The sequence below is a fragment of the Pseudomonas tremae genome, assembly GCF_001401155.1.
Classification (GTDB): Bacteria; Pseudomonadota; Gammaproteobacteria; order Pseudomonadales; family Pseudomonadaceae; genus Aquipseudomonas; species Aquipseudomonas tremae.
Genome location: NZ_LJRO01000157.1, coordinates 1 through 25,830 on the forward strand (window position 1 = coordinate 1; position 25,830 = coordinate 25,830).

18 protein-coding genes and 4 pseudogenes are annotated in these 25,830 nt (G+C 56.8%); 14 read left to right on the forward strand and 8 right to left on the reverse strand.

Annotated elements, in window-relative coordinates:
* Positions 1-43: 43 nt before the first annotated feature.
* The 9 genes from ALO43_RS11405 (at position 44) to ALO43_RS11445 (ending at position 11,872) form a co-directional block, all read left to right on the forward strand.
* Positions 44-787 (forward strand): CPBP family intramembrane glutamic endopeptidase, encoded by a 744-nt coding sequence (locus ALO43_RS11405; RefSeq protein WP_054997522.1) that lies wholly within the window; start codon positions 44-46, stop codon positions 785-787.
* A gap of 268 nt (positions 788-1,055) precedes the next feature.
* A complete protein-coding gene (gene hsdR / locus ALO43_RS11410; protein ID WP_054997523.1) occupies positions 1,056-4,532 on the forward strand; it encodes a type I restriction-modification system endonuclease in 3,477 nt (1,158 codons plus the stop codon).
* Between the two features lie 78 nt (positions 4,533-4,610).
* Positions 4,611-5,255, forward strand: coding sequence for a hypothetical protein (locus ALO43_RS11415; protein WP_054997524.1), 645 nt, complete (start codon positions 4,611-4,613; stop codon positions 5,253-5,255).
* Positions 5,252-5,956 (forward strand): hypothetical protein, encoded by a 705-nt coding sequence (locus ALO43_RS11420; protein WP_054997525.1) that lies wholly within the window; start codon positions 5,252-5,254, stop codon positions 5,954-5,956. Before ALO43_RS11415 ends, ALO43_RS11420 begins: the two co-directional genes overlap by 4 nt.
* Positions 5,957-6,643, forward strand: coding sequence for a PP2C family protein-serine/threonine phosphatase (locus tag ALO43_RS11425; protein WP_054997526.1), 687 nt, complete (start codon positions 5,957-5,959; stop codon positions 6,641-6,643).
* Between the two features lie 53 nt (positions 6,644-6,696).
* The gene (locus ALO43_RS11430) at positions 6,697-8,241 is read left to right on the forward strand and encodes a class I SAM-dependent DNA methyltransferase (protein ID WP_054997527.1); all 1,545 of its coding nucleotides are present in this window, start codon (positions 6,697-6,699) and stop codon (positions 8,239-8,241) included.
* Positions 8,238-9,587: a restriction endonuclease subunit S gene (locus ALO43_RS30700; RefSeq protein ID WP_054997528.1), complete on the forward strand. Its 1,350-nt coding sequence runs from the start codon at positions 8,238-8,240 to the stop codon at positions 9,585-9,587. Before ALO43_RS11430 ends, ALO43_RS30700 begins: the two co-directional genes overlap by 4 nt.
* Before the next feature lie 28 nt (positions 9,588-9,615).
* Complete coding sequence (locus ALO43_RS11440; RefSeq protein ID WP_054997529.1) at positions 9,616-10,527, forward strand: restriction endonuclease; 912 nt, start codon at positions 9,616-9,618, stop codon at positions 10,525-10,527.
* Between the two features lie 475 nt (positions 10,528-11,002).
* Positions 11,003-11,872, forward strand: coding sequence for a type III effector (locus tag ALO43_RS11445; RefSeq protein WP_083492155.1), 870 nt, complete (start codon positions 11,003-11,005; stop codon positions 11,870-11,872).
* A gap of 57 nt (positions 11,873-11,929) precedes the next feature.
* Here ALO43_RS11445 and ALO43_RS31410 read toward each other — a convergent pair.
* A pseudogene (locus tag ALO43_RS31410) lies at positions 11,930-12,121 on the reverse strand (site-specific integrase); the annotation flags it as partial.
* A 564-nt stretch (positions 12,122-12,685) separates the two neighbouring features.
* Here ALO43_RS31410 and ALO43_RS11450 point away from each other — a divergent pair.
* Complete coding sequence (locus ALO43_RS11450) at positions 12,686-13,501, forward strand: formate/nitrite transporter family protein (RefSeq protein ID WP_005896541.1); 816 nt, start codon at positions 12,686-12,688, stop codon at positions 13,499-13,501.
* Between the two features lie 139 nt (positions 13,502-13,640).
* Here ALO43_RS11450 and ALO43_RS28695 read toward each other — a convergent pair.
* The 7 genes and pseudogenes from ALO43_RS28695 to ALO43_RS11480 form a co-directional block, all read right to left on the reverse strand.
* A pseudogene (locus tag ALO43_RS28695) lies at positions 13,641-13,883 on the reverse strand (LysE family transporter); the annotation flags it as partial.
* Positions 13,853-14,113: pseudogene (locus ALO43_RS28700) on the reverse strand (AraC family ligand binding domain-containing protein); the annotation flags it as partial. The pseudogenes ALO43_RS28695 and ALO43_RS28700, both read right to left, overlap by 31 nt.
* 98 nt (positions 14,114-14,211) lie before the next feature.
* A pseudogene (locus tag ALO43_RS11460) lies at positions 14,212-14,842 on the reverse strand (4'-phosphopantetheinyl transferase family protein).
* Positions 14,839-18,873 (reverse strand): Pls/PosA family non-ribosomal peptide synthetase, encoded by a 4,035-nt coding sequence (locus tag ALO43_RS11465; RefSeq protein WP_054997530.1) that lies wholly within the window; start codon positions 18,871-18,873, stop codon positions 14,839-14,841. Before ALO43_RS11465 ends, ALO43_RS11460 begins: the two are co-directional and overlap by 4 nt.
* Before the next feature lie 243 nt (positions 18,874-19,116).
* Positions 19,117-19,626 carry a GNAT family N-acetyltransferase gene (locus ALO43_RS11470; protein WP_054997531.1) on the reverse strand — a complete coding sequence of 170 codons (510 nt, stop codon included), beginning with the start codon at positions 19,624-19,626 and terminating at the stop codon, positions 19,117-19,119.
* Positions 19,627-19,671: 45 nt separating this feature from the next.
* Entirely contained in the window at positions 19,672-20,901 is a 1,230-nt protein-coding gene (locus ALO43_RS11475; RefSeq protein ID WP_054997532.1) for a type II toxin-antitoxin system HipA family toxin, read from the reverse strand.
* Entirely contained in the window at positions 20,901-21,224 is a 324-nt protein-coding gene (locus tag ALO43_RS11480; protein WP_005896527.1) for a helix-turn-helix domain-containing protein, read from the reverse strand. Before ALO43_RS11480 ends, ALO43_RS11475 begins: the two co-directional genes overlap by 1 nt.
* A gap of 308 nt (positions 21,225-21,532) precedes the next feature.
* Between ALO43_RS11480 and ALO43_RS11485 the strand changes: the two genes are divergently transcribed.
* From ALO43_RS11485 to ALO43_RS11500, 4 genes are all read left to right on the forward strand, one after another.
* Complete coding sequence (locus tag ALO43_RS11485; protein WP_005896525.1) at positions 21,533-22,603, forward strand: FUSC family protein; 1,071 nt, start codon at positions 21,533-21,535, stop codon at positions 22,601-22,603.
* A gap of 11 nt (positions 22,604-22,614) precedes the next feature.
* Entirely contained in the window at positions 22,615-23,076 is a 462-nt protein-coding gene (locus tag ALO43_RS11490) for an Lrp/AsnC family transcriptional regulator (protein ID WP_005896523.1), read from the forward strand.
* Between the two features lie 150 nt (positions 23,077-23,226).
* Positions 23,227-24,906, forward strand: a complete 1,680-nt coding sequence (locus tag ALO43_RS11495) for a flavin monoamine oxidase family protein (protein ID WP_005896521.1) — start codon at positions 23,227-23,229, stop codon at positions 24,904-24,906.
* Positions 24,907-24,920: 14 nt separating this feature from the next.
* On the forward strand, positions 24,921-25,721 hold the full coding sequence (locus tag ALO43_RS11500; protein ID WP_054997533.1) for a carbon-nitrogen hydrolase family protein: 801 nt from the start codon (positions 24,921-24,923) through the stop codon (positions 25,719-25,721).
* The last annotated feature ends 109 nt before the right edge of the window (positions 25,722-25,830 follow it).

The following is a 25,830-nucleotide window of genomic DNA, read 5'->3' on the forward strand; positions in this document are numbered from 1 at the left end:
TTTCGCGGGCGCGAAAATCTGAACATTACGAGGAGTGAAGACGATGGCAAACCAAGCTAAGAATGACTCTGAAACACCCAGACCAAAAGTGTGGCACCTATTTTGGGGAGATCACGGTTTGGCACTGATGCCCTGGCTGCTCATAGGCCCTGCCGTTTACGTTATTTACCGGCAGCTCGTTAAAATACTTATGGAGAATACTCCATACCTCACTCTGATAGCCTATGACGTCCCCATTCTTTATGGTCCACCTGCAATTCTGCTTGTCGCAGTGCTATTGCTGCAGAAGCGACTTAGACCACACCAGAGCTTGCTGGGCACAATTAAGCGTCGCCATCTAGTAATTGGTCTCGTATCGGTATTAGGAGCTTACGCAGCCAGTATCGGGGGGTCCATTTTTCTCGGCTTCGGCAGAGAGCTATCGATGCAAGGACTCGGATTTGGCAAAAGCGAGCCGCAGTACCTGCTTATGGTCATCTCATTACTAATCCTGCCGCCTATCGTGGAGGAGATTGCATTCAGGCACTTCATCCTTGGCATGCTGCCGTTCAAGCACCATTTCCTCGTAGCTACTGTGGCAGTGACCCTTTCATCCATCTTTTTTATGTACGCGCACTTAGGCCGCTACGATTTCTGGCCCACACACGCGTTGATGCTTACCCTAGGGGTGATTTTTTCTGTGGCGAGGATTCAGACAGGCGGACTTTTGCTGCCGGCGGTTCTGCACAGCGCAGCGGTGGCAATTGCTCTTACCGCCAACCTCTTTTGGGGCTCTTTGGATGGGTGAACTTTTGCGTAATCGTTGTGAATGGTTTTAGAAATTCCCTCAATGAAAGCGGTGATGAACAACTCCCATAGAGAAATGCAGATAGCCTCCAACGTCCTGAAACAGCCATGGGCCACCTAAGCATGCCAGCAACCCACTGCACGTGTCGGACTATTGAGTAGCACAGTGCCATGGCCAAACTCGTCCTACCTTGGTTAAGCTATCGACACTTACGCATAACAAAGCCAGGCTTCGCGCTCTGACTGGATACGCAACCGAAGGATCGACCATGGCAACCAGTAGTAACTTCGCGTTTCTCCAGGAGCACGATCCCGTCTTCCTAAAGCTTGCAAGCACGGCCGAGCAGGCATTCGCCAGCGATCCCAACACCACTCTGATCAAACTGCGCCAACTTGGCGAAGCCTTGGCCCAGGACCTGGCCAGCCGCTCCGGTATCGAATTTGCTACCAATACCTCCCAGTCCGACCTGCTCTACAAGCTCAGTCGTGAGATCCAGCTGGATCAAAACATCCTTAGCTTGTTTCATACCTTACGCGTCGAAGGAAACAGAGCCATCCATGGGTTCCGCACCCAACATCGTGAAGCTATGGATGGGCTAAAGGTCGGTCGTGCCCTGGCCATCTGGTATCACCAGTCCTTCGGCAAGAACGCCTACGCCTTCAAGGCCGGTCCTTTCGTTACACCCAGCGACCCCAGTACCCCACTACGCGACCTGCAAAGCCAGATCGAACAGTTCAAAGCGCAGCTCAGCGAATCCAATCAGCAGTTGGAGAGTAATCAGCAGCTCGCCGAACTGCTCAAACGCGAAGCCGAGGAATATGCTGTGCTCGCCGAGCAGATGGATGCCGAGTCTCGCAACCATAAGCAATTGGCCGCAGAGCACGAAGCCGCTTTACACAAGATGCGCATCGAGCATGAACAAAGCCTCAAAGCACTGCAGCAAAAACTCGCTGCACAGCCACAGGCCAGCAAACAGGTTGCCAAGAAAACCCAGCAGGCCAGCAGCAGCTTTGATCTCTCCGAAGACCTTACCCGCATCCTGATCGACCAGCAGTTGATCGATGCTGGCTGGGCCGCAGATTCCCTCGACCTCACCTACAGCAAAGGCGCACGCCCCGAGAAGGGTAAGAACAAGGCCATCGCAGAGTGGCCCACCAGCAGCCCCAAAGCTTGTGCCGATTACGTGCTGTTCGCCGGACTTACGCCCATAGCCATCGTCGAAGCCAAGCGTAAACGCATCAATATTGCCGACCGCATTTCCCAAGCGGAGCGTTATGCCCGCGAGTTCAGCCTCTCCCCCGAACATCTACAGCCCTGGCTGCAAGCTGGCCAAGCACACCCTTGGAACGATGGTGAAGGCAGCTACTTCCGTGTGCCCTTTGCCTTTTCCTGTAACGGGCGCCCCTTTATCAAGCAGCTCGCAGAACAATCCGGCACCTGGTTCCGCGACCTGCGCAGCCCCGCCAACACGCGCCGGCCGCTGCCAGACTTCCACACGCCAAGCGACCTGCTCGACCTGCTCAAGCGCAGCCAGGCTGAAGCCGAGGCCAAGCTCGAAGTAGAGGGCTTTGCTTACCTGAAACTGCGCGATTACCAAGAGAAAGCCATCCAGTCAGTGGAGCAGGCGCTAGCTAACAACCAGCGAGATTGCCTGCTGGCAATGGCCACTGGCACCGGTAAAACCCGCACAATCATTGGCCTGATGTATCGCTTCCTCAAGACCGAACGCTTCAAGCGCATTCTGTTTCTGGTCGACCGCAGTGCCCTTGGCCAGCAGGCCATCGACTCGTTCAACGACACCACGCTTGAGCAGAATCACACCCTAGGGCAAATCTACGACATCAAAGAGCTCGGCGACATGGCTGCAGAAGCGGAAACCCGCGTCCAAGTCGCCACCGTGCAAGCCATGGTCAGCCGTATTTTTCGCTCGGACAATCCACCGCCCGTAGGGGAGTTCGACTGCATCATCGTCGACGAAGCCCACCGGGGTTATACGCTCGACCAAGAGATGACCGAAGGTGAGCTGGCCGTGCGAGATCACAGCCAATACCTTTCGCAGTACCGTCGCGTGCTCGATTATTTCGATGCCTGCCGTATTGGCCTTACGGCAACGCCAGCCAAACATACCAGCGAAATTTTCGGCAAACCGGTATTCACCTATAGCTATCGGGAAGCCGTTGCCGACGACTGGCTTATAGATCACGAACCACCGATTCGCTATGAAACTCAGCTCACTAAGCACGGCATACATTATGAAAAAGGCGAGTCGGTCAGTGTTATCAACACCCAGACTGGTGAGGTTGATGTCGCAGAACTGGACGACGAGCTGACCTTCAATATCGAATCGTTCAACCGTCGCGTTATCACACCCGCCTTTGACAAGGTCATCTGCGACGAGTTGGCCAATGAACTGGACCCGTTCGGCGAAGAGAAGACGATGATTTTCTGCGTCAACCAAGCCCATGCCGAACGAGTGAAGAATCTGCTTGATGCTGCTTTCAAGGCAGCTTATGGCGAGCAATACAATGAAGCGACGGTGCGTATCATCACGGGCCAGAGCGACAATGTTGAACAACTGATTCGACGCTACAAGAACGAACCTCACCCTAGTATCGCCATTACCGTGGACTTGTTAACCACCGGTATTGATGTGCCGAAAATCTGCAATCTGGTGTTTATGCGCCGTGTACGCTCGCGCATTCTCTATGAGCAGATGAAAGGCCGCGCTACCCGCCGTTGCGACGAAATAGGCAAAACCGTATTCCGCATTTATGACCCTGTCGACCTCTACGCCAGCCTTGAAGCGGTCGACACCATGAAACCGCTAGTCAAGAATCCCAACATATCCTTGGAGCAGTTGGTCAGCGAACTCAGCAAAAGTGCCAGCCACGATGCACCCGGCAGCCAACATGACAGCAGCCACGCTCACGATGTGCTCGACCAACTGAGTCAGCGCGTCATGCGCATTCTGCGCAAGGCTCAACACAAAGCCGAGAGCAAACCGAGCCTCAAGCAAAAGTTGGATGAGTTGCAGGATACCTGGGGCGTCGAACCATCAAAACTTCACAGCCACCTGCATAAACTCGGTCCGCAGCTAGCCGCTAACTTTGTGAACGAACACAGCCAACTGATCAACCAACTGGCCACCGTCAGCGCTCTACTTGGATCGGAAAACTACCCGATAATTTCCACACACGCCGACGAGTTGATGGTGCGCGAGCAAAACTACGGCAAGAACCAGAAACCTGCGGACTACCTTGAAAGTTTCCATGAATTCATCCACAAACAGCTCAATCAGTCTGCGGCCCTTGGCGTCGTGGTTAACCGCCCTAAAGATCTGACGCGTGAGCAACTCCGTGAAGTGCGCTTGCTCCTCGACCAACATGGCTTCAGCGAGGCCAGCCTGAAAAGCGCCTGGCGCTCCCAAACCAACCAGGAAATAGCCGCCAGCATCATCGGCTATATCCGCCAGGCAGCCATCGGCGAAGCATTGCTCCCGTTCGAGCAGCGAGTGATGCACGCCATGCAAAACATCTATGCCCTGCAACCTTGGACGCCCGTGCAGCGTCGCTGGCTCGAGCGATTGGCCAAACAGTTGGTACATGAAGTGATCATAGACCCGCAGCAGGTCAATGATGCATTCCGAAATGATGGCGGCCTCAAAGGCCTGAACCGCAATCTTGGCGGCAACCTGGGCCTAGTTCTGGACGCTTTGAACGATAACCTGTGGCAAGCAACTGGCTAAGCATTGACACGCACTATGCGTAAACGCTTAAAATGTCCTCAGTCCTAGGACAGAGGACAGTCACTAGCTGAGGCCGCAATGAAGAGTCAAGATGTTCTGCTGCTAATCAAACTGATCTGCCTCGAGCAGCGCGAGCGCGAGCAGCAAAGGCTCGCAGGCGAAATGACAGAACTGATCAAGCAGGGTGATGCCTATCTATCAGATCAATGGCGTGGCTGGGAGGATCAATCAGAGCAGGACCCTCCGGTCCATAACGACAGCTATTCCGTTCGTGCTTTACAAGCCTCACTTGGAATTAGCAAAACTGAAATTGCCTCCGCACTGAAACGCTGCCAATACATCGGACTATTACGTGTAGACCCCGACACACAGCTGCCTCGGGTCAATAGCAAAGCATTGCTGGGCTTTATCGAACATGGCCTGCGCTACGTGTTTCCAGCCAAACCTGCAGAAATGGTCCGGGGCATCCCTACAAGCTTTTCCGCGCCAATGCTGCAGGGCAAACTAATGAGCGGCGGTGACCTTATCCATGTATGGCCAGACGCCTACGGTAATCGTAAGGGTCAATCTGTAACCCCTCTGTTCAAAACAGTACCGGGCGCAGTCAAGAAAGATCATTCCCTGTATGAATACTTGGCCCTTATAGATGCAATTCGACTGGGAAACGCCAGGGAAGCAAATCTAGCCAACAAGATTTTGCGTGAGAAGGTTCTGCAATCATGAGCCGTACACAAAACATTCAGATGCTGGAAGTGGTTGCCCAGGCGCTCGGCCAAGAGCTCTGCCAACAGGTTGCCTTTGTAGGAGGGTGTACCACAGCCCTACTTTTGACCGACGAATTTAGCCGTGAAGAAGTACGCTACACAGATGATGTCGACCTGGTTGTACATTTGACGGGGTACGCTGGCTGGCAAAGGTTAGTTGAACAGCTTAGGCAAAAAGGCTTCACACAGTCGCCGGAGGATGAGGTGATCTGCCGTATGCGCTTGGGCGAGCTGAAAGTCGACTTCATGCCAGAAGATGCGCAAACCGCCGACCTGTTGGGCTGTAATAACCGCTGGTTCACTGACGGCCTGGCCAGCGCACAATGGCACGAATTGCCGAGTGGATGCCGCATTCGCCTGTTCACTCCCCCCTATTTTCTAGGCAGCAAATTAGAAGCCTATGCAGGGCGCGGTAAGGAAAACCCTTTAGGCAGCCAAGACCTTGAGGACATTCTCAACCTTGTGAACGGTCGAGAGGAACTGCTGCACGAAGTGGACACCGCCGCGCCAGACCTGCGGGCTTATCTTGCCCAAAAGCTGGCAGCGCTAATGGAAAATAACGATTTCGGCTACCTGGTACAAGACGCCGCACGTGGAGATGACGAACGTGAGCAGATCATCTGGCAGCGTTTGCGCCATATCGCTCAGGTAGCCGACTAAATGCGAGCATCCCTGCAATGGCAGTCCCAGGCCGGCACCTTCACAACTGACAACCGGGATGCCTTCGCCCATGTCGAGTTAGCCCATGCCAGCCTTTACCTGGTCGCCGACGGGAGCAGCAGTCACCCTCTAAGTGGTGAACTGGCCAATGCCTTGCTGGCAAAGCTAGTAGCGGATTTCACCCACGCGCGCACAGAAGAGATGAACGCAGAGCAAACAGCCGAAGCGTTATTGCATATAATCGCCACCAGCCAGCAGGTGCTGCGTGATGAATACCCTCGCGCTGCTTGCAGTTACTTGGTGTTATGCCTACTCACCGATGCTGCATTCAGCATTCACGAAGGCGACTGTTGCCTTGGCCTGATTGAGCCGACCGCCAGTATCCATTGGTTAAGTAGCGTGCATTGTGCCGCTAATTGGCAAGGCAACCTCACACATGCAGAGATTGCCCAGGACACATCACGCCACCTACTGACTCGCTGCTTCAGCGCCAGACGCCCTAGTAATCCTGAGACCAAACACTGGCCTACTGCCCCAAACCAGCGTTGGCTGCTGGCCAGCGACGGCTTCTGGGCCTGTCTGAGCCACCAGGAACAACTGACTTTTTTGCGCACCGGCAATCTACTCGCACCGCCTACGGATGACGACATCAGTTGCCTAAGCGTTTCAACGCCCCCTATTAGATGAGCCGAACCACTCCACGGTTCGACTCACAACCTGATCAAATTAGAGTGCTACCCATGACCAATTCCGACATCGTCCAGAAACTCTGGAACCTTTGCGACGTACTGCGCGATGATGGCATCAACTACAGCGACTACGTCACCGAGCTGGTACTGCTGCTGTTTATCAAGATGGAATACGAGCAAGTACAAAACAACGACAGCTTTGCCCACAAACTGCCACTAGGCGCGCGCTGGCCGGACCTGGCTGGCAAGTCTGGCCTTAACCTGCTCGACTACTACCGTCAGATGCTGCTGGACCTGGGCAAGAACAGCGACCCGCTGATCGCCGCCATTTATACCGATGCGCAAACCCGCATGAAGGAGCCGCGCCATCTGGAGCAACTGATCAAGAGCCTGGACGGGATCGACTGGTTCAGCGCTCGCCGTGATGGCCTGGGCGATCTTTACGAAGGCCTGCTGGAAAAGAACGCCAGCGAAACCAAATCCGGTGCAGGGCAGTACTTCACTCCGCGTCCATTGATCGACAGCATCATAAACTGCATCAAGCCCCAGCCAGGAGAGACCATCCAGGACCCTGCTGCTGGTACCGCTGGTTTCTTGATTGCCGCCGACGCTTATATCAAGAGCCACACTGACGACCACTACGATCTCGATGCCAAGGCCCAGTCCTTCCAGCGTAACCGTGCTTTTGTCGGCATCGAATTGGTGCCCGGCACCCGTCGTTTGGCGCTTATGAACACCCTGCTGCACGGTATGGAGGGCGATGAAGAAGGCGTGGTTCACTTGGGCAACGCCCTCGGCCAAACCGGGGCTAACCTGCCCATGGTTGACGTGATTCTCTCCAACCCGCCGTTCGGTACAGCCAAAGGTGGCGGTGGCCCTACCCGTGACGATCTGACCTACAAAACCAGCAACAAGCAACTGGCCTTTCTTCAGCACATTTACCGCGGTCTGAAACCGGGCGGCCGAGCTGCTGTGGTACTGCCGGATAACGTACTGTTTGAGGCTGGCGTCGGCACCGATGTGCGCCGCGACCTGATGGACAAGTGCAACCTGCACACTATCTTGCGTTTGCCCACCGGCATCTTCTACGCCCAGGGCGTGAAGACCAACGTGCTGTTCTTTCAAAAAGGCACTGCCGATAACCCGCGCCAGGAGCATGGCAGCACACAACGCACATGGATCTACGACCTGCGCAGCAATATGCCCAGCTTTGGCAAACGCACGCCCTTTGGTACTCAACACCTCAAGCCTTTTGAAGACGCCTATGGGGAGGATGCCAACGGCAATAGCTCGCGTGCCGAGAATGTTGAAGGTATCGGGGAAACTAGCCGCTTTCGCGTGTTCACCCGCGACTTTATTCGTGAGCGTGGCGACTCGCTAGATATCAGTTGGCTCAAAGATGGCGACAGTCTCGACGCCGCTGATCTACCCGCGCCAGAAGTACTGGCTGGTGAGGCTATGGCCGAACTGACTGAGGCATTATATGAACTGGAGGAACTGATGAAAGCGTTGGGGGCTGGGGATGAAGTAGCAGCTCAGAAGCAATTGATGGCGGAAGTGATGGGGTTGATGGTAGTTGAGGGAAATGGAGAATGAGGGAGTTACCTAAGGGGTGGACTGAAACAACTTTAGGTGACGTCGCTAACTGGGGCTCAGGGGGCACTCCATCTCGCAGTGAACCGGGTTTTTACGGCGGAACAATCCCGTGGATAAAAAGCGGGGAACTAAATCGCAGCTACGTAATGACAGCTGAAGAGCACATCACGGAAGCAGCACTCAAAGGCTCTAGTGCAAAGCTATTCCCTGCTGGCTCCGTTGCTATAGCCATGTATGGAGCAACGATTGGTAAAACAGCAATTCTTGGTATCGATGCAGCAACAAATCAGGCCTGTGCAGTTGGCGCACCAATAGAAGGTCTTATTGGAAAGGAGCTCCTGTATCGACTTCTGCAAAATGAAAAAAATGCTTTCATTGAGAAGGGTAAAGGCGGTGCACAGCCGAATATATCGCAGGCGGTTATAAAGACCCATGTAATAGGGCTCCCACCTCTCGCGGAACAAGCTCGTATTGTCCAAAAACTCGATGAACTACTCGCACAGGTCGACACCCTTAAAGCCCGCATCGACGCGATCCCCGCCCTGCTCAAACGCTTTCGTCAATCCGTCCTAGCGACAGCATTTTCTGGGCAGTTGACGGACGAATGGCGCACCCAACAGCAGAGCATCCAGCCAGAATGGAGCACAAGCCATATCGGTGAGATATCTTTTGTCACTAAACTTGCGGGGTTTGAATACACCAAGTTCGTCAAATACAGACTAGGTGGTGACTTAAAAGTAATCAAAGCAGAGAATGCTGGAAAACAAGGCTTTAAATACACAGATTTCTCTACCATTCGCTCTCAAGAAGTAGCCTCACTAACCCGCTCCAGGCTAAGCGGAGGTGAGCTGCTTATGGTATTTGTAGGAGCAGGAACGGGCCAAGTAGCGGTCGTTCCAAAAGGTGACAATTGGTTCTTAGGCCCCAACATAGCCATGATCAAACCAAATAATGAACTTGTAATCTCAAAGTATCTGGAGCACTACTGCAGAAGCCCTCAGGGTTGGGCCGAAACTCTCAGCTTCCAAAAAAGCACGGCCCAACCTAGTTTGTCAATGAAGACAATAAGACAAATAAAATTGCCATTGCCTTCTATTGATGAACAAACCGAAATCGTCCGCCGCGTCGAACAACTCTTCGCCTTCGCCGACAACCTGGAAACCAAAGTCGCCGCAGCCAAAAGCCGTATCGACCATCTGACCCAAAGCATTCTGGCCAAAGCCTTCCGTGGCGAACTGGTACCGCAAGACCCCAACGACGAGCCAGCCAGCATGTTGCTGGAGCGCATCAAGACACAGCGTGCCTCCGCGCCCAAAGCCAAATTCAATCGTAAGACATCGGCCTGAGCCCAAGCGACCGAACAGGAAGTTATTTATGCCTATCCCGGATTTTCAGAGCGTTATGCGGCCGATATTAGCCACCGTTGCCGATGGTACTCCGCTTGCGCTGAGCGATCTGCGTGAGCGAATTGCCAACGAGTTTCAGCTCAATGAAGAAGAGCGCAGCGAGCACCTGCCTTCCGGGAAGCAGACGGTGATTAACAACCGAGTCGGTTGGGCACGCACCTACCTGAACAAGGCTGGACTGCTGAGCATTCCGGCCAAGGGGATGGTGCAAATTACCGAGCGCGGACGAGAGGCTCTGACTAACGGTCAGGCACGCATTACCGTAAGCTGGCTTAAGCAATACCCGGAGTTCGCCGCGTTTCATTCCACTAGCCCCGCCGACAGTTCGGCCCCCACCCTGCAGAGCGAGCCGGTAGAGCAATCTACCCCCGATGAGCAGCTAGCTGCAGCACACCAGACGCTGACGCAATCACTGGCCGATGATCTGCTGACCCAAGTTCGGGCTGCCTCGCCGACTTTTTTCGAGCAACTGGTGGTCGACCTGATGATCGCCATGGGCTACGGCGGCTCACGCAAGGAAGCAGGGAGTGCGACGCAACAAACCAACGATGACGGTATCGATGGCATTATCAAGGAAGACAAACTCGGCCTGGACGTGATCTACCTGCAAGCCAAGCGCTGGTCTAACACCGTACACCGCCCGGAGATCGACAAGTTCATAGGTGCTCTGACCCGCCAGCGCGCCCGCAAGGGAGTGTTCATTACCACCTCTGACTTTTCCAGCGGTGCCCGCGAGGCAGCAATGAGCCTGGATATAAAGGTGGTGCTGATCGATGGTTTGGAGTTGGCACGCCTGATGGTCGAAAACAACCTGGGTTGCAATGTGAAGCAAGTTTACGAAGTGAAGCAACTGGATAGCGACTACTTCATCGAAGACTGATCTGCTTCATACCTAAAACAGAGTCGGTGCTTCTAAACTGCACCGCCCCCAAGCTACACACGGAGTAAATATCTCCTCCGCGACACAGAGGACGGCATTAGCGATGTCATCCGATGGAAAAGCAAAAACTGGCCGTTTGGCTACCCGAAGAACAGCACACTGACGGTACAGTGCCCAGCTTTTAAAAAATACGCTCAATTACGCTACAGCCCTTATATCACGCTACTTCCAGCTCACTGTACCTTCGCTAAGTTATGCCCGATTTCACTGGACCAACAACGTTTCTAAGCAACAAGAATCCCATGGTCCAACACCGGAAAGCTCTGAGGCTCACCCTGCCAGGGTGCGTACGAACTACCCTTACTCATCAGTAAAAACAAGATTGCCGCCCGTTGCTTCTGCAGGCAGAGCGCTGCCTGAAGTACTGTCTTCACTGCCCGGCTACTTACTGTTGCGAAGGCTGGACCATCGCCCTGTGGACCAAGAAGGTATTAACAGTCTGATCCCGGCAGACAAGGCTGTGACTGAAGCGCGCCGTGCATTGCCCTTTGGAAGAGGCAATATTGATGTGGATGCGCAACTTACCAATCAGGAAAGTAGAGCCCGCACAGTTGCAGCACGGCGCTTGAGAAAAGATGCTGAGGCCGCCGGTCATGAGCCTATGCCTGCGAATGCGCCGATGAACTGGCATGTTCTTGTTGCGATGTCAGGCCAGGTGTTCGGCGCGGGCAACTGTGGCGAGCATGCGCATATAGCAAGCTTCGCCTATGGAGCTTTGGCCCAGGAAAACGGACGGCCTGAAGATGAAAACATTCACTTGGCTGCATCCACTGAGGAAGATCATGTGTGGGCTGAAACCGACGAATCCCGGTCTGGCACCTCAACGATTGTCATGGACCCGTGGTCAAACGGTCCCGCCATATTTGCGGAAGACAGCAGGTTTGCGAAAAATCGAAATGCTGTAGAGCGTACAGATACGTTTAAACTTTCAACCGCCGCCGAAGCGGGCAACATTACGCGTGAAATAGCGGAGAAGGCTTTGACGCAGGCCACACCCCGTCTGCAGCAGCGTCTGGCGGATCAACAGGCGCAAGTCTTGCCCATCAGAAGTGGTCGCTATCGACAAGAACAATCGGTACTTGATGATGCGTTTGTCCGCAGAGTGAGCGGCAAGTTAACCACTCTCAATCCGCAGCGTGCACTGCAGGTGGAAATGGAGGCGGTCGGCGTCGCAATGTCGCTCGGTGCCAAGGACGTCAAGGAAGTTACTCGAAAAGCCCGACCTCTGGTTGAGCTGGCAGAGAAAGTCGCCTCTCCCCGAGGCTTGTCGCGACGAGATGTTTGAACCCTGAATGGACCTCGCCGGTTTCTAATTGCATGCGCACCTTGCGAATGGCCCTAATGTATAGGAACTGGACGGGCTGACTTCACGCATATAACGCAGCAGGGCATTCTCAGGTGTCATGCGCTCGGAGTGGATGTACACCTCTCTGACCATTTCGTCTTCGATACGCTGTGACCAGTCCTCTGCATCACGCTAGGTGCGGAAAGTTTTCGCTACTATTGGCCAGCCGATTTTATGCCTTTGAACGATAGGACTCCATCAGTGGAGAACCACCCAGAAACGCGAAAGCCGCGCAATGCGCGGCTTTGAGTATGGTGGGCCCACACGGACTCGAACCGTGGACCAAAGGATTATGAGTTGGCTCTGCGGTTGAGTCGATGATGATTGCGCCGCCTTTCCAGCGCCTTCATTCGAAATGCTCGGCAAAGGACCGGTTACGCCAGCGTTATGGATTTTCATTGCACCCTCAACGAATCGAATACTTTAACCATGTTCGCTAAGTCGTCACCTGGTCCGGGTTGGTTCCTCCCAAGCAGGTCCGCTCATCCAGGCTGTGGCCACTGAAGCGAAATCAATTGGCTTTCCGAATGACTCAGGCTATTGCGCACTCGAGACAGAAACTACCGAACCTCACCGTGAGCCTAAGCCCAACAGAACCCTCCTGCCTCATTGACCCTCTCAATCAGCCGATCAAAACATCCGATTAGCCATTTTCCGAAACATTCCGTAACGTCATGGGCCGGTGCGACAGATGCGCGCACCGCCTGAGCTTTTAGTCCGCATGCTCAGCCCACGACCACGTACGAGCCGAACATGTCTTTGAACACCCCGCAGCAAATCGCTGAAATTGCCGTCGAAAGCGGCGTCAAGAAGGCTCACTTGAGCTTGTCGTCGTTAATGATCCTGGGCTTTCTGGCGGGGGCTTTCATTGCCCTCGGGTTTCTTCTCGATATTCATGTCAGCACCATGATCCCTCACGAGTGGGCTTCGCTGGGCAATCTGCTTGGCGCCGTGGTATTCCCGGTCGGGCTGATTCTGGTGGTGCTGGCCGGCGGCGAGTTGCTGACTGGCAATATGATGAGCCTGCCAATGGCGCTGTTTGCCGGGCGTATCGGCCTGGGTCAGTTGGTGCGTAACTGGCTGCTGGTGACCTTGGCCAACCTGATTGGCGCACTGTTCGTCGCCTATTGTTTCGGCCATGTGGTGGGCCTGACTGAAGGCGCCTTCATGGCCAAGACCGTGGCCATCGCCAATGCCAAGGTCGGGGCCAGTTTCGAACAGGCTTTTATCTCCGGCGTTGGCTGCAATTGGCTGGTTTGCCTGGCGGTGTGGCTCAGCTACGCGAGCAAGGACGTGATCGGTAAAGTGGTCGGCATGTGGTTTCCGGTGATGGCATTCGTCGCAATCGGCTTTCAGCACATCGTCGCCAACATGTTCGTCATCCCTGCGGCGATCTTTGCCGGAGCCCTTAGCTGGGCACAGTTCGGCGACAATTTCGTTCCGGTATTTTTGGGTAACGCAGTGGGCGGCGCGGTGTTCGTCGGCCTGGCCTATCATTTGGCCTTTTTCAATGCGGCAAACCGGCCTGCTGAGCTGTCCAGCACCAGTGGCGCGCAAAACCCGGAATAATCTGACGCCCTACAGGCTCTGCGACGATAAGAGATGACGATCGCAGAGCGAAAAAACTCATAGAACAAAGAGCTGCTGGCTGCTCGACACGATCGGCTTTGAAATGAAGCCGACTCCTCGTATGTCACTGCCAACCGGCGCTTACCCAAGCCCCCCCACCCCCCACTTTCACACACTGTCCATAAAACCGATCCACGCTGCCAAATGAGTGGCCGAGACCCATGCCGACGAGCAGCACCAACAGTGCAGCACCGGTGCAGGTGCCCAGAATCAAAGGTACGACGGCGCGCCAGCCGAAGCGGGCACTGTTGCTTAATACCAGGATATTGGTGGGGCCGGGTGTGATCGAGGCAGCATCTGATAGGTAAAGCCTTCGGCGCACGGAGCATTGCCATCATGGATTTCACCCGGCTCCAGTGTGAACACCTGCCCAAGCGTGCTGGCATGACGCTGACGGCGGCAATTGAACTGCTGAACACCTTGCCGGGTAACGCCTACCAGATAGCTGTCATGCCAGTGGGGATCGTAAGCATGGCCTTGAAAGTGCGCGTGCAGGGTCTCGATGCCTGTATCAAGGTCGCGAGCGAGGTCTATCCAGTGTGTGGAAGGCAAAAAACACCTGAATCGATGAAAGCGATTGGTTATCGCTGACGTCAGGAGGTGAGTCTAGAACATTCGTGTACTCATCTTCGATTGGCAGCAGGCATCAATCAAGGTGGCGTGCGCCGCTCAGCTGATTCAGGTATTCCATCAAACCGGACTCAACGCCACCACGCCAACCAACCCGTCCCCCAACTCAACCTCGGCCCCCACTCCCTGCAACCCATCCACTGCCGTCCATTCCTCAAGCGCCAATCCATGCAACTTCAAGAACGCTTCGCGCCTGCACCATGCCTTGGCAAAGGCCACCGGACGCGTCGACTCGGGCATGCCTGACAGCACACTGGCAACATCAGCCCCCAGATAATCCTGCGCGACAACATGCCAGTCCGGCACAGCCTGGACCTGCATCACGTCCACGCCCACTGCGCCACGGAGATTGACGGCAGCCAGCGAGAATCCAGCTTCATGGCTGATGGAAAAACCAGGCTCTGACAGCCTGTCGATAAGCAATCGAGGTGCGACACCTGGGGCGCTGATGAACGTAATTGCCTCGGCTGGCAAGCCGAGCCAGTGAGTTACGGCGTTACGCACGCAGCTGCGAATGCTATCTCGCGCCTCGGCTCTGGTGGTGCCCGTTCTGATTGCGCAGCTGACCAGTAATATCCCCTCATGCGGGAATGGCTTGCGAAAGGCGAGCCGGCCATCCTCGTCGAATGCCCAGATCGCCCCGAGGCTCATGCCCTGTCAGGTGCAGCAGGGCATCCGGCCCAGCGGCTGGCGGCGGGGATGTGTTCGCCTTTCATGACCAGGGTCAGCGAGCCGAGGTGCGCATCGTCGCCCACTGCGGCACTGTAGAGCACGGAGCTGCGTGGCCCCATGTAGACGCGTTCGCCGATGATCACCTGGTCAATTTTCATTATTCGGTCTTCGAACAGGTGGGTTTGCGGGCAGGCCCCGGCGTTCAGTTCGCTGTGCGCGCCGATGCGCACGCAGTCAAATTCGGTGATGTCGGTGGTGTCCATGTACACACCGCGGCCAATCTTGCAGCCGAGCATGTTGAAGGCCAGTGGCAACCAGGGCGTGCCACGCAGGTAGCGCATGAAATTCGGCGCGGCCATGCCCTCATAGAGGCTGGTGGTGCCTTCTGAAAACCACACAAAAGGTGTCCACATCGGATCTGCGCGTTTGCGGTAGCGACCGATGACCAGCCATTTCATCGCGGCGATGAACAGAAAGTTACCCGCGCTGTAGCTCAGGCCAATCAGCGCCAGGTAGCCCAGCACGGCACCCCAGCGGTCGTCTTCGGCCAGCGGCATGAGGTCGAGCATGACGGTGTAGCCGACTGCGATGACCACTGCGTGCGGGGTGACGATGCGCACGGCTTCGACCAGGCCTCGGGCCAGACGGCGCAATGTCGACGGCTTGAAGGTCAGCGATTCTGGCGCACCGCTTGACTGTTCCCGGGCAGGCAGATTGATCGGTGGCGAGCCCAGCCAGGTATCGCCGTCGGTAATTTCGTCGTTGCGCGGCGCGCAGGAGTGAACGCCGATCAGGACGTTTTCTGGCAGTACCGTGCCGTCCGGGATGTAACTGCCATTGCCGACAAAGCTGCGATTGGAAATGGACGTCGGCTGCAAGGTCATCCAGCCGCCATCGATACGCTCGTCACCGAGCATCACCGCATCAGCGATAAAGGTTTCGTCACCCAGCGTGAGCATGTCGGGGATGACGCCCTGAGCGCTGGAAATCTCCGCGTCGCGGCCGACTTTCGCGCCCAGCAGCCTGTACCAGAATGGCGAATACACCGTGGCGTAAATGCCGGACAGCACGTTCAGGCTCGCCTCCTGGATCTGGCTGATCAGCCACTTGGCGCAATAGGTGTTGCTGTGGACGGCGTAACGGCCAGGCAGGAGACGTGGGAAAACAGCCCAGCGCAAGGCGGCAGAGGCCAGCACGGTAGCGACGATCAACACGGCACTGGCCGGGAAGGCGAGGAGGAAATAGCGGGCGAGTTGCCCCGCCACCCCGCTCCCCTCGAACCCAGGCAGAACGTGTTGGGCATCGAACCAGTCAATCAGGAAAAAGGTCGGGAACACCGGAATGAAAAACAGCGTGGCGATCAACAAAACGCCCAGGCAGAAGAACAGCTTTTCTGTACGCAGGCGCGCACGGCTGACCACAGGGCGTGCAGGCTGACTGCGAATATCAAAGGCACCGACATCCCGTGCAGGCGAACCCTGCCAGATGCGGCCGGCCGGGACTTCGCGACCTTCCGCCAACGCAGACTGGGCTTCCAGATGCCCCCACGGCGCGACAGCGGTATTGCCCTCCATGATCACGTAAGAGCCGACGCATGCGTTGTCTTGTAACGCGATATTCCCCAAGTGCAGCTGGCCCCGCTCGACGCGCGCGTTCTCGAGGCTGACACCGTTGCCGATGCTGACGTTGTCGCCTATCTGTAGAAGGTCAGGAGCCCTGACCGTGGTGCCGCCGATCACCACTTCCTGACCGATCTTCGCGCCCAAGGCTCGTAGCCACATGGGATAAAGCGAAGAACCACTCAGCAGATAGACCGGTGCTGACTCGACCACGCGGTCGGCGGCCCACCAGCGGAAGTAGGTGACGCCCCACAACGGATAAACGCCGGGTTTCAAACGTCCGGCAATCAGCCATTTGCCCGCAATTGCGATAAAAAATTGCAGCACGGTGGCGAACAGGAATACCGAAACAGACGCGATGGTCGCCAGCGCAATGGAGTCTCCGGGCGAGCCGGTGAGCAAGTGATAGGTAAAAAAGGGTGCAAGCCACTGGGTCATTCGCAGGCTGACCATTACCGGCAACGCCAGCGCCTGCACAACGCCGCAACGCCAGCGCCGCCAGGCTGAAGGCGGTGTCCAGTCGTCCGCAGCAGGCGTTTCCTGGCGCGCCAGATCAAGCACCTCGGCAATCGCGCCGACACGCCGTTGCTGGTAGATGTCGCGCACAGTGATCTGATCGAAACGAGGATTGGCACGCAAGGCCGACGCCAGACGTGCAGCGAAGAAAGAGTGCCCGCCCAGATCGGTAAAAAAATCGGCGTCACGGCGGATCGGCATGCCTGGAAAGAGCGTCGCCAAGGCTTCGAACAGGGCGGCTTCGCCTTCAGTTTCCGGCACATCGGATTCGGCACTGCCGACACTGAGCGCAAGCGGGCGGGACTTGAGCGCCTTGCGGTCGATTTTGCCAGAGGTCAGGCGCGGCATGCTGTCGAGCACTTCAAAATGCCCCGGCACCATGTAGGGCGGCAGTTGCTTTTGCAAAACCTTGCGCAGCTGGCTCGTGAAAGCGGGAGTAACTTCGCTGTCGCATACCAGGTAGGCAATCAGTTGATCGACGCCGTTTTCGTGACGCAGCAGCACGGCAGTGGTGCCGACACCGGGCTGTTGCGCCAGCAAGGCTTCGATCTCCCCCAGCTCCACACGAAAGCCACGAATCTTCACCTGATCGTCCGCGCGTCCGAGGCATTGCACCTGCCCATCGGCGTCGATGCGCGCCAGGTCGCCGGTGCGGTACAGGCGTGCGTCGTGATAACCGGTGGACCACGGGTTAGGCAGAAATTTCTCTTGGGTCAGGTCAGGTCGGCCAAGATAACCTTCGGCCACACCGGGGCCAATGATGCACAGCTCGCCCACTTCGCCAATTGGCAGAAGAGTGGGCGCCACCTGGCTCCCGATCGCGGGGTCATTGGCGATCACCAACAGCCCGTAATTGGGCAGCGGCGTACCGATGGTCACCGGCCTGCCACGCGACAACGGCGCCAGACTGGCCGACACCGTGGCTTCCGTAGGTCCGTATGTATTGAACATCTGCCGCTCTGGCGTGGCCCAGCGCTCGACCAGCGAGTCGGGGCACATTTCGCCGCCCAGATTGATCAGGCGCAAACTCGGTACATCTTCACTGAACAGCGCCAGCAAGGTGGGCACCGCGTGCAACACGCTGATTCGCTGCTCGTTCAGCAGTCGCGGCAGGGTTTCGGGATCGCCACTGGTTTCCTTCGGGCCGATCCACAGCGTCGCCCCTACCAGATAGGCGATCCAGATTTCTTCGAAGGACATGTCGAACGCGACCGAAAAGCCCTGATAAACCCGGTCGCTGGAACGTATTCCCAGGATCGCGTTTTCGCTGCGCAGAAAATGGCAGATGCTGCGCTGGGAAATCACGATGCCCTTGGGCTTGCCGGTCGAACCCGAGGTGTAGATCACGTAGGCAGGATGATCCGGCGAAACACCGCTGCGGCGAACCGGGGCCGTATAGCTCTGCATCAACAGCACTTCGGCGGTCCAGACCGTCAGCCCGGTATGCGCCAGCAGCGGTCTCAGCGTTTCACAGCACACCACACCCACTGCATCGGCGTCTTCCAGACAAATCTGCAGACGTTCGACCGGCGTATCCTGATCCAGTGGCAGCCAGGCCGCGCCGGTCTTGGCAATGCCGGCCTGCATGACCAGAAGTTCGATGCCGCGCGGCAACCACAGACCGACGATCTGCCCCGGCCGCACGCCGGCTTCAATCAGGGCGGACGCTACCTGATCTGCCTGTCGATCAAGCTCTCTGTAACTGACCTGTCGCTCGCCAAAGATCAATGCCACGTGTTCAGGATCGCGTTGCGCGCTGGCTTCCAGCAGGTCGGCCAATACTTCTTCACGTAACAATTGGGGTTGAATCGGACCGTAAATCACATTCGCCGACGGTTCGTTCCGGTAAGGCTGGAGCAGGTTCAGGTTATTCATGGCAGCAAATAGTCGCTCGTCAGAAAGGAGAAGCCTGATATTTTTTCGTTATGGGTTCAGAGCCGGTCCATCAGCGAGTGGCATGCAGTGTGTAGTGGCAAAGCGTCCACAATATTTCTGTCTGGATACATTTTGACTGGAGCATCGCAGCTCTCACCGAAGCGAAAGAACGGGCTGGCAAAACGAATATGGCAAAGGCTGGCTGTACAAATGTTGAACAATGGACCGAAGGCAAATGGCTGATCAGCGATGACAGCAGCGCCAGAGGGTTTCACGCGTCGCCGGATCGAGCATCAGCGACTGACGCTCTACAACAGCCTTCAGCCCCGCGCCCATTTGGGCCTCAGGCATAGGGACGAAGCCGTGCTTTCGAAACCAGGGTCCATTCCAGAGAGGTGCGCGGAAGGTGGTCAGGCTTAGTGCCTGCACCTGAAGGACCTGCGCCCAGGCCTGGACAGCCTCCAGCAAAGCCGTGCCCACGCAGTGGCCTGAGGCACGCGGATCAACAGAGATATTGTCCAGATACAAAAGTCCGTCGAGAGGCCGCATGGCCGCAAAGCCGATAACCTGCTGACATTCCCGGTCCACAGCAACCACGACACGGCAGGCTTTGAATCTGTCTGCGCTTAGCGCAGGCGTATCGGCGACGTACGCCAGCGAAGGAATGGTTTTATAGCGAACACGGGCCTGCGCCGAAATACGTATCAAATCCGGCAGATCGCAGTCTTGCGACAGACGCAGTTCAAACGTCATCGGGGCCTCCCTGATCGTTATGTCCCCATGCACAACCGCTCGACGTCATTGTTGCAAGAGACGTGTACCACTGGTCGCCTGTACCGCAGCATCCAGTTCCGCGCCAACAAGAAACTGACTGTAGTAGTCATGCAGCTCGGCTTCCCAACCGGCCACTTCATCCAATACCGCTTCCGCCTCTGACTTGGTCAGCGCGAAGTGGAGGTGCTGGCTCAACAGGTTGCCTCGATTGAGACGCGGCCCTTCGATACCCACTGACATGGCTAGCGATTGTGCGGGGCCTTCGTCCAGAATCGGCAGCACGTCGTACATGGGCGACAGGCGCCATGCTCCGTCTATCCAGATAACGGCATGGTTGCGAGGGTGGTCATCGGCGTTACCGACTAATACGTTGTAGGCCATGCGCCGATACAACTCTTGCCTGTCCTGATCCGGGGCGCCTCGACGATAAAGTTCGTCGGCGAGCGCCGCATACTGCCAGTCGGGGTGACTGCGTGCCTTCCACTCTGCATCCAGCAGGGTCAGCCCGCTGAGCATCGGCAGGCGCCGGAAACGACCCGTCAGCTCATCAAATGCCCGATCAAAGCGTTCGACCAGAAGCGTATTGATTCTTTCGCTGCGATACAGCGATGTTCTGGCAGTTTCTAGCCCTTTGAGCCCTGCGAACGTCATGCAGGCATGTTCCACAGACGGCAGATCATAGTGATCGAATTTGTCGCGCGGCTTGGCAAGGATCAGCTTCTTGTCGAACAGATAAGTGCGCTTTGGACGAGCGCCACCTGCCGAAGATCGCTGATCCCTGACCTTCAGGGCCTTAAGCTGTTCAGCACCCAACTGGCTGTCGTAAATCGCTTCGCAAGCGTCGATGAAGTGATCAAGACCTTTGGCATGCAGAGCCTTGGAAGGCGTATGGCCCAGTCCGTCCTGCGGCACGCGTGCCGTGCCGGCCATAATGTTGCCCGCTCTGTCACCATTGGGGGACTTGAGCAGAAGCTGGATCGAGTCCAGTGGGCCTTTTTCGACCCGATGCAACAGCCGCTCCCCCCAGCCATCAGGCATTGCGTCGTCAATAAAGCCGGGAACGCCGCCGTTTTTCGTCACCGTATAAGAACGCGCGGACAGTGGATACCTTACAGCATCGGGCACCCAGATTTTCTCCTGCACCGCATCAGGTGAATACTGAAAAGTCCCGACCCCGGCCTGAATCGTCAGTTTGCCCAGCGTAAGTGTTTGTCCGCTGACAGGGCACTCCATATAGATGTAAGCCTGAGCCATCAGAAGTCCTCCGGCTTGTTCCGGGGCAGGCGGACGCGCTTGCGATCAGCAGCTTCAAGCTGTTCGACGGTGAACGACTCGTCATCACGCAGCCCCTGAAAGAGGCGCTCTGACACACCCAGGCTCCAGACCACCAGCATGAAGTCGCGCAGCGATACGCCGTCGGCGCTGCCCGCCTCAATGCGGCGAAGCGTACGCAAGGAAATGCCCAGACGCTCGACAAGATCGGTTTGACGAACGTCCTGCTGCAGCCTGGCCTGCTTTACCAGCAAGGCAATTCGCAAAAGCGTGTCGGTGCATTGAACAGGGAAAAAGGCCTTCATCAGCAGTTACCAGTGAGCAGGCGCGAGAATCATGGATGCACAAAGTAGCACATACAAGGACATGAATGAATAAATAAGAGAGCACTTAATGATACTTTATACCGAATAAAGCATCATCTTGAGATACCTTAAATTTCCATTAAACGACGTGTTCGAATACTCATGGTGCTGCTTCCACCCCAAAAGCGGCTAATGCTGCGCCTGTTTGCCGACAACAAACACCACCCATTTCCTGTCAAATGTGGCTTACTTGACTTCATCATCATCCAATCAGGGATTTCTTCCCTACCCTCGCGGTCTCTTTACGCATGACGAACTCGCGCTCTGCTTTCATACCCTCCTGGCTTCGCCCTGTTCTGCGTCCTTTGCTGGACCCGTATCGCCGTTATCGGCATGCGCGACTGATCCACGCTGCGCGAATCGCGGTGGGGTTGCTGGTGACCATCCTGTTGACCACAGGCCTCAATCTGCCGCACGGCGAATGGGCGTCGGTCACGATGCTGATCGTGATCGGTGGCTTGCAGCACCACGGCAACATCGGCAAGAAGTCGGTCGAGCGTGCCTACGGGACGCTGATCGGGGCCGGGCTGGGTTTGATCGTCGTGGTGCAGCAGGGCTATCTGGAAATGCCGCTGCTGACCTACGCCATGATGTCGGTGATGTGCGGTTTCTTTGCGTACCACGCCATCGGCAAAGGTGGCTACACAGCGCTGCTTTCAGCGATCACGCTGTTTATCGTGGCCGGGCATGGTTACAACCCGATCAGCGACGGCCTGTGGCGAACCGTGGACATCCTGATCGGTATCGCGCTGGCGCTGGCGTTTTCCTTCGCCCTGCCCCTTTATGCAGTGTTCTCCTGGCGCTACAACCTGGCCAGCGGCCTGCGCGATTGTGCCAAGGTGTATGGGCGCATCGTGCAAGGCCAGCCGGTGGCCGCTGACGAACACCTGAAGCTCACGGCCAGGCTCAACGGCACGATGCTGCAACTGCGTTCGCTGCTGCCGTCGGTTTCCAAAGAAGTGAAGATGTCGATGGTCGAGCTGGATGCGATTCAGGGCCATTTCCGCATGTGCCTGAGCACCCTCGAAATTCTGGCCAACATCCGCCCGGCCAACCTGGATCAGGTCGCAGGCGAATCCTTCAAGACCTCGCTGGACAACGATTACCGCCAGATTCGCCGCCAGTTGATCGGCATGGCGCGGGCGCTGCAAACGGGCGCCACTGAACGCCTGGAACGCACCTCGGAAACCTCCCTTGCACAACCCGTCATACCTCCTGCCGAGCTGATGGGCTATCACTTGATGACCCAACAGCTGGCGCAGAACCTGGACGGCTTGCAAGCGCGCCTGGCGAAGACCGCCAGACGCTGGAAGTTCTGAAGGAAATGCCCGTGCCCGACAGCCGTCAGCCAACACTGGATGAGATCGATCGAAAACTGATCGCTGCGCTGCAGATCAATGCCCGCGAAAGCGTCGCCACGCTGGCCCGCCAGTTGGGTATCGCCCGCACCACCGTGACGTCGCGGCTGGCCCGACTGGAAAGCAGCAAAGTGATTACCGGCTATGGCGTACGCCTTGGTCAGCGTGTGGTGGATGGTGGCTTGCAGGCGTATGTCGGCATCACGGTGCAACCGCGCTCCGGCAAGGAAGTGCTGCGTCGGCTGAGCGCCATGGCTCAGGTTCAGCAGCTGTGTGCGGTCAGCGGCGAGTTCGACTACGTGGCCTGGTTGCGCACCGAGTCTCCGGAGCAACTGGATCAATTGCTGGACCTGATTGGCAGCGTGGACGGCGTTGAGAAAACCACTACATCGATCATTCTCAGCAGCAAGATAGACCGTGGGCAACCGGTCTGAACATCAGTTGAGCCTGTTCGACCAATCAAAATAACCAGCAGCCTCGTCGTTTAGCACAAACAAACAGCATTTCGACGACACTTTGCGTCTTATTAACGTGCGCGCCCTTCTCTAGACTGTCGTTTTCGCCGTTGCCCACCAAGGTCCGTCATGAAAACCAACCGTCACCCCGCCAACGGCAAAAAGCCGATCACGATGTTCGGCCCTGATTTTCCGTTTGCCTTCGATGACTGGATCGAGCATCCGAAAGGATTGGGCAGCATCCCCAGCGAAAACCACGGCGCAGAAGTCGCGATTATCGGCGCGGGTATCGCCGGTCTGGTAGCGGCTTACGAGTTGATGAAGATGGGCCTCAAGCCTGTGGTGTACGAGGCCTCCAAAATGGGCGGCCGCCTGCGCTCGCAGGAGTTCGAAGGCGCCAAAGGCATCGTTGCCGAATTGGGCGGCATGCGCTTTCCGGTGTCATCGACAGCGTTCTTTCACTACGTCGACAAGTTGGGCCTTGAGTCCCGGCCCTTCCCCAACCCGCTGACTGCCGCGTCAGGCAGCACGGTCATCGACCTGGAAGGCACCACGTATTACGCCCAGATGCTCTCGGACCTGCCCGCGCTGTTTCAGGAAGTCGCCGATGCATGGGCCGATGCACTGGAAAGCGGCTCGCAGTTTGGCGATATCCAGCAGGCAATCCGTGACCGTGACGTGCCGCGTCTCAAGGAACTGTGGAACAAGCTGGTCCCTCTCTGGGACGACCGCACCTTCTATGATTTCGTCGCAACGTCCAAAGCGTTCGCCAAACTGTCGTTCTTTCACCGTGAGGTGTTCGGTCAGGTCGGGTTCGGTACAGGCGGCTGGGATTCGGACTTCCCCAATTCGATGCTGGAAATATTTCGCGTGGTGATGACCAACTGCGACGAGCACCAGCACCTGATCGTCGGCGGCGTGCAGCAAGTGCCGGTCGGGTTGTGGAGCCATGTGCCTGAGCATTGCGCTCACTGGCCGAAAGGCACCAGCCTGTCGTCGCTGCATCGCGGCGCACCGCGTCCCGGCGTGAAGCGTATCGCACGGGCCGAGGACGGGAGCTTCAGCGTTACCGACAACTGGGGTGACACCCGGCAATACGCCGCCGTGCTGACCACCTGCCAGAGCTGGCTGCTGACCACGCAGATCGAATGCGAGGAAACGCTGTTCTCGCAGAAGATGTGGATGGCACTGGACCGCACACGCTACATGCAGTCCTCCAAGACTTTCGTCATGGTCGACCGCCCGTTCTGGAAGGACAAGGACCCGGAAACCGGGCGCGACCTGATGAGCATGACCCTGACGGATCGCCTGACCCGTGGCACGTACCTGTTCGATAACGGCGATGACAAACCGGGTGTGATCTGCCTGTCTTATTCGTGGATGAGCGATGCGCTGAAGATGTTGCCGCAGCCTGTCGAAAAGCGCGTAAAGCTTGCGCTTGATGCACTGAAGAAGATCTACCCGAAAGTGGACATCGCCGCGCGGATCATTGGCGACCCGATTACCGTTTCGTGGGAGGCAGACCCACACTTCCTGGGCGCCTTCAAAGGTGCGCTGCCGGGCCATTACCGCTATAACCAGCGCATGTACGCGCACTTCATGCAGCAGGACATGCCCAGCGAACAGCGTGGGATGTTCATCGCCGGTGACGACGTGTCCTGGACACCGGCCTGGGTGGAAGGCGCGGTACAGACTTCGCTGAACGCGGTGTGGGGCATCATGAATCACTTCGGCGGCAAGACCCACAAGGACAACCCCGGCCCGGGCGATGTGTTCAACGAAATCGGCCCGATCAAGCTGGCTGACTGACAAAAGGAAACGTCATGCGCATTGCGCTGTATCAGTGCCCACCCTTGCCGCTGGACATCAGCGGCAACCTTAACAGGCTTGAAAAACAGGCCATTGCCGCAGCCAGCCAAGGCGCGCAGGTGTTGATTTGTCCGGAGATGTTTCTGACCGGCTATAACATCGGCGCACAGGCAGTCGGCAAGCTGGCACAAACTTCTGATGGTTTGGCCGCAACGCGTATTGCCGCCATCGCTCAGGCAAACGGCATCGCGATTCTGTATGGGTACCCGGAGCGCGGTGCAAATGAACAGTTCTACAACGCTGTGCAACTGATCGACAGCCATGGCGTCAGGCTGTGCAACTACCGCAAGACGCACCTGTTCAGTGAGCTGGACAGGTCGATGTTCTCGGCGGGCGATGATAACTGTCCGATGGTGGAGCTGAACGGCTGGCGACTGGGCCTGCTGATTTGCTACGACGTCGAATTTCCCGAAAACACCCGTCGTCTGGCGCTGGCGGGTGCCGAACTGATTCTGGTGCCGACAGCAAACATGGCGCCTTACGACTTTGTCTGTGACGTGACCGTGCGGGCACGGGCGTTCGAGAATCACTGTTACGTGGTGTACGCCAACTATTGCGGCAGCGAAGGCGAGATTCGTTACTGCGGGCTCAGCAGCCTCTGCGCCCCGGACGGCAGCCGGCCGGTATTGGCAGGCCAGGACGAAGCGCTGCTGGTCGGCACGCTGGACCGGGCACTGCTGAGCCAGGCCAGAACCGTGAATGACTATTTTGTTGATCGAAGGCCCGAGCTCTATGCGCCACTGACTCGAACCTGATGCTTGCGTTGCGGCACAAGCCTGCGACGCAGAGCGTCGAGAAAGGTGTGTCTGAGCAGCACGCTCGCGAAACCGGTCGTTAATCCGCTAGCATGATGCGCAGATTTTC

Excerpts from the sequence above, each read along its gene's own strand:
- ALO43_RS11405 (WP_054997522.1), top strand. The coding sequence starts at position 44 with ATGGCAAACCAAGCTAAGAATGACTCTGAAACACCCAGACCAAAAGTG.
- hsdR (WP_054997523.1), top strand. The coding sequence starts at position 1,056 with ATGGCAACCAGTAGTAACTTCGCGTTTCTCCAGGAGCACGATCCCGTC.
- ALO43_RS11415 (WP_054997524.1), top strand. The coding sequence starts at position 4,611 with ATGAAGAGTCAAGATGTTCTGCTGCTAATCAAACTGATCTGCCTCGAG.
- ALO43_RS11420 (WP_054997525.1), top strand. The coding sequence starts at position 5,252 with ATGAGCCGTACACAAAACATTCAGATGCTGGAAGTGGTTGCCCAGGCG.
- ALO43_RS11425 (WP_054997526.1), top strand. The coding sequence starts at position 5,957 with ATGCGAGCATCCCTGCAATGGCAGTCCCAGGCCGGCACCTTCACAACT.
- ALO43_RS11430 (WP_054997527.1), top strand. The coding sequence starts at position 6,697 with ATGACCAATTCCGACATCGTCCAGAAACTCTGGAACCTTTGCGACGTA.
- ALO43_RS30700 (WP_054997528.1), top strand. The coding sequence starts at position 8,238 with ATGAGGGAGTTACCTAAGGGGTGGACTGAAACAACTTTAGGTGACGTC.
- ALO43_RS11440 (WP_054997529.1), top strand. The coding sequence starts at position 9,616 with ATGCCTATCCCGGATTTTCAGAGCGTTATGCGGCCGATATTAGCCACC.
- ALO43_RS11450 (WP_005896541.1), top strand. The coding sequence starts at position 12,686 with ATGTCTTTGAACACCCCGCAGCAAATCGCTGAAATTGCCGTCGAAAGC.
- ALO43_RS11465 (WP_054997530.1), bottom strand. The coding sequence starts at position 18,873 with ATGAATAACCTGAACCTGCTCCAGCCTTACCGGAACGAACCGTCGGCG.
- ALO43_RS11470 (WP_054997531.1), bottom strand. The coding sequence starts at position 19,626 with ATGACGTTTGAACTGCGTCTGTCGCAAGACTGCGATCTGCCGGATTTG.
- ALO43_RS11475 (WP_054997532.1), bottom strand. The coding sequence starts at position 20,901 with ATGGCTCAGGCTTACATCTATATGGAGTGCCCTGTCAGCGGACAAACA.
- ALO43_RS11480 (WP_005896527.1), bottom strand. The coding sequence starts at position 21,224 with ATGAAGGCCTTTTTCCCTGTTCAATGCACCGACACGCTTTTGCGAATT.
- ALO43_RS11485 (WP_005896525.1), top strand. The coding sequence starts at position 21,533 with ATGACGAACTCGCGCTCTGCTTTCATACCCTCCTGGCTTCGCCCTGTT.
- ALO43_RS11495 (WP_005896521.1), top strand. The coding sequence starts at position 23,227 with ATGAAAACCAACCGTCACCCCGCCAACGGCAAAAAGCCGATCACGATG.
- ALO43_RS11500 (WP_054997533.1), top strand. The coding sequence starts at position 24,921 with ATGCGCATTGCGCTGTATCAGTGCCCACCCTTGCCGCTGGACATCAGC.